Here is a 2,908-nt window from a genome sequence, read left to right on the forward strand (position 1 = left end):
GTCGGAGGTGGTTGTCGCGTGCTCCGAGGAGGTATCGCACCTCTTCGTGACGCCCGGGATCGAGGCGCTGCGGGAGGCGCTGGGTCCTGGAACCGCGATCCGAGTTCTCGCCCACGCCGACGGTAGCGCAACCATGCCGCCGAAGACCGAGGCGGACGTGCTCCTGACCTGGGACGCAGGATTCGCCGCACCGGAGGACTGCACGGTGATTGCTGCCGAGGCGGTCGGGGCTTTCTGCTCGCCGGGCTATGCCGCCCTTCACGCAGAGGTCCTGGCCGGGCCGGTCACAGGCTGGGGCGGACTGACCTTTCTCTGCACCACGGGTTCGGAGGAGCATCGGGCTTCGTGGGAGACGTGGTTCGCGGCTGCCGGCCGTCCCGCCTCCGAACCCCGGTACGTGCCGCATGACAGCTACACGCATGCCTTGGACGCTGCCCTCGCCGGCCGCGGTGTGGTGCTCGGCTGGCGGCATCTGGTCTGGCGGTACGTGGAGAGCGGGCTTCTGGCGGCGCTCTCGGGCGGCTTCGTCGAGACCAGCCGGCGCTTCCATGCCGCGCTCACGCCGAGGGGCCGGAACAGGCCCCTGGCGCGAAGGTGCCTGACCTGTTTCGGTGGAGGCTCGTAGCGCGGCCGCTACGCCGCGCCACAGCCGTCGAGCGGCGCAAGCGGCGGTCAAGACTTTCTCCGCCTGGCCCGGCCGAGGACCTGTTCCACCTGCGCGCGGGGCAGACGCAATTGCCGTGCGATGGCCGCAGGCTTGACGCCCGCCTCGAACGCGGCGCGGACGAGCCTCGCCTGTCCCGGCGCGAGCGGCAGTGGCCGACGCTTCGACTTGCCGTCGGCCGCAGGTGCCGGACCCGACGGCTTCTGCGCCCGGGAAGCCGGCGGCGGGACCTGTTCTCCGCCGAGCGGCCATCCCCGACGGCGTGCCTCTTCGACCGCCGCGCGCAGCAGCCCGTCGAGCTGGGCATCGTCGAGATGACGCAAAGAGGCCGGCAGGTTCGACGGCAGCGCATAGCGCATCTTCCCATCGGAGGGTGGGGCACCCGAGCCGGCACTATCGCCCGCGTCCGCCATTCCAGCCTCTCCGGCAAGGCCGGGCCGGCCACGCCGAGCACGAATCTGCCGCGCCGCTGGCCATCGCTCCCGATCCGGCAGACCTCCTCATGCTCCGCCGCCCTCCGAATCCGGGCCGCCCGCCTCCAGGTGACGAACGAGCCGCTGCGCCCTCTCACTGTCCATGTCGCGCAGGGCGTCGAGGACGGTCCCCGCGAGCGCGCGATGGTTCCCGGCGAAGCGGCCGAGATGAACGATCGCATCCTCGTCCCCGATCATCGTCAGTGCCTCGATCACCTCCGCCGACGGCGCGCGCTCAAGCTCGGCTACAAGGGGGGCCACGGCAGCCGCGTCCCCGGCGATGCCCAGGGCGATCGCCGCCAGACGCCGCACCGGGGACGACGGATCGCTCAGCCCCTCGCGAAGAAGCTCGACCGGGACTGCCGCCCTCGGCGCCAGTGCAAAAGCTGCCGCCCGCACCGACGCGTCCTTGTGATCGAGCAGCGGGCCGACGAATCCGGCGGGCAGGGACAGCGCCGCCTCCGCCGCCGCCTGCATGGCCAGGGGCAGAAGCGATGCTGGCAGGCCCTTCGACAGCACGATCCCCTTGAGTGCCGAGCGGGCGCGCGCGCCTTCCAGCCGCGCCAGCGTGCTCAGCACCGCGCGCTGTTCCACCAGCGGCACACGAATGCCGAAACCGGCGAAGCGCCGCCACAGCCGCTCCAGCGCCGGAACCGCCGCCGACAGCCCGCGCGACGCGATCTCCGAACACAGCGCTTCCGCCGTTGCCATCGACGCCTGCGGCAGCCGCGCGATCAGCGCTGCGTCCGAAAGGCCGGCAGCGTCAGCAGGTGCCTCCGGTGCGGCGGACGCGGTGACGCGGCCCGTATCGCTCAGGCCCCGCTCGTCGAAGAGGTCGGGCTGGCTCTCAGCCATCGCCCGACCGGCAGCTCGCCGCCCGGACATCTCTCCATCTTACCCATGCCCGGCAGAACCGGCATCCGCCGGCCTGTCTCTCGCCGCCGCCGTGTCCGCTCCCAGGCGACGACCCGGACCATACGATCACCAACTGCGCCTCCCGAGCCGCCGAGCAATTGTCTCCCGCAGTCGCCCCTTCTCCGCTCGCGGTCAGCATTGGCAGCGGGACCGCACACAGCACCAAGCGCATCTTCACGCTCGCCGATCGCGCGTGCCATGGGCGTCTTCGCCCGGCACGCCGCCGCGAGGGAGAGGCCGGCCGTGACGGGCGGCGGGGCGGGCGGCCTGGGTGAGCCTGCGCCTGCCGCTCGCGAGCGCAAGCCAGGGGGAGTTGAAGATGAGAACGGCGAAGACGATCCAGCGCGCTGCCAGCACCTACCTGGTGCATTTCTTCGGCGGCGGCCTCCAGGAGCAGGGCCGCTACGTGGTCGAGAGGTACGAGACTGCGGCCTCGGGCGAGATCCGCCCGCTCAATGACGAGAAGGAGGGCGCAAGGCGACGCCGACGGCGCACGACCATGTCGTGCCCCGCTGTCCGTCGCCTGCGACCTGTAGCCAACGAGATTATCGTCGCCACCGACGTCAGCCGCGACGCAGGCATGCAACTTTTCGGCAGCTCGGCTGCCGGCATCGCGCTGCGCGGCAAGTGGCGCTGCTGACCGGCAGCCTGGGCGGGGGCGTCACCGCAGGCGCGGCCGGCCGCCCGACCCTCGGCTACACCCACGTCTTCGAGGTTGCCATGTCCAGCAGCGAGGAGCGAACACGCAAGCGCCAGCGTCGGCGGCATGCCGATCGAATCGCGCGGGGCACGTGCTCGCGTTGTGGCAAGTGTCCGCCCGAGCCCGGCCTCAAGGTATGCCGGCGCTGCGGGGAGA

At 71.8% G+C, this 2,908-nt stretch carries 4 protein-coding genes; 2 read left to right on the top strand and 2 right to left on the bottom strand.

The genetic code is table 11. The annotated features are described in order from the left end of the window. A partial coding sequence (locus tag OXU42_13365) for a LysR substrate-binding domain-containing protein (protein ID MDE0030377.1) occupies nt 1-625 on the top strand: 625 nt, incomplete at its 5' end. 47 nt (nt 626-672) lie between these two features. Here the strand turns inward: OXU42_13365 and OXU42_13370 are convergent. Together OXU42_13370 and OXU42_13375 are read right to left on the bottom strand one after the other, a co-directional pair. Continuing rightward, complete coding sequence (locus tag OXU42_13370) at nt 673-1,077, bottom strand: hypothetical protein (GenBank protein MDE0030378.1); 405 nt, start codon at nt 1,075-1,077, stop codon at nt 673-675. Between the two features lie 87 nt (nt 1,078-1,164). Continuing rightward, nucleotides 1,165-1,992 carry a hypothetical protein gene (locus tag OXU42_13375; protein MDE0030379.1) on the bottom strand — a complete coding sequence of 276 codons (828 nt, stop codon included), beginning with the start codon at nt 1,990-1,992 and terminating at the stop codon, nt 1,165-1,167. Between the two features lie 331 nt (nt 1,993-2,323). On the opposite strand from OXU42_13375, the gene OXU42_13380 reads away from it, so the two are divergent. Next, the gene (locus OXU42_13380) at nt 2,324-2,692 is read left to right on the top strand and encodes a hypothetical protein (protein ID MDE0030380.1); all 369 of its coding nucleotides are present in this window, start codon (nt 2,324-2,326) and stop codon (nt 2,690-2,692) included. Nucleotides 2,693-2,908: the final 216 nt, after the last annotated feature.

The sequence above is a fragment of the Deltaproteobacteria bacterium genome, from assembly GCA_028818775.1.
Lineage (GTDB): Bacteria > Desulfobacterota > Binatia > UBA9968 > JAJDTQ01 > JAJDTQ01.